The following is a 250-nucleotide window of genomic DNA, read 5'->3' as shown; positions in this document are numbered from 1 at the left end:
GTCACCGACCTGGCCGGCGTCGTCTACGAGGGGCGTACCGAGCTGATGGACCCGGACAAGGCGCGCTTCGCGCAGCGCACCGAGGCCCGCACGCTGGCGGAGGTGATCGAGGAGGCCGACGTGTTTCTGGGGCTGTCGGCCGGCGGCGTGCTCAAGCCCGAGATGGTGGCGCGCATGGCGCCGCGGCCGCTGATCCTGGCGCTGGCCAACCCGACGCCGGAGATCCTGCCCGAGGAGGTGCGCGCGGTGC

1 protein-coding gene is annotated in these 250 nt (G+C 73.6%); it reads left to right on the top strand.

The annotated features are described in order from the left end of the window. Positions 1–250, top strand: a 250-nt coding sequence (locus NET02_RS16465; RefSeq protein ID WP_284058517.1) for a malic enzyme-like NAD(P)-binding protein, incomplete at both ends; no start/stop codon positions are given.

It is taken from the genome of Thermalbibacter longus, assembly GCF_023806485.1.
Taxonomy (GTDB): Bacteria; Chloroflexota; Chloroflexia; order Thermomicrobiales; family Thermomicrobiaceae; genus Thermalbibacter; species Thermalbibacter longus.
This window is presented reverse-complemented; position numbering and strand designations above follow the sequence as displayed.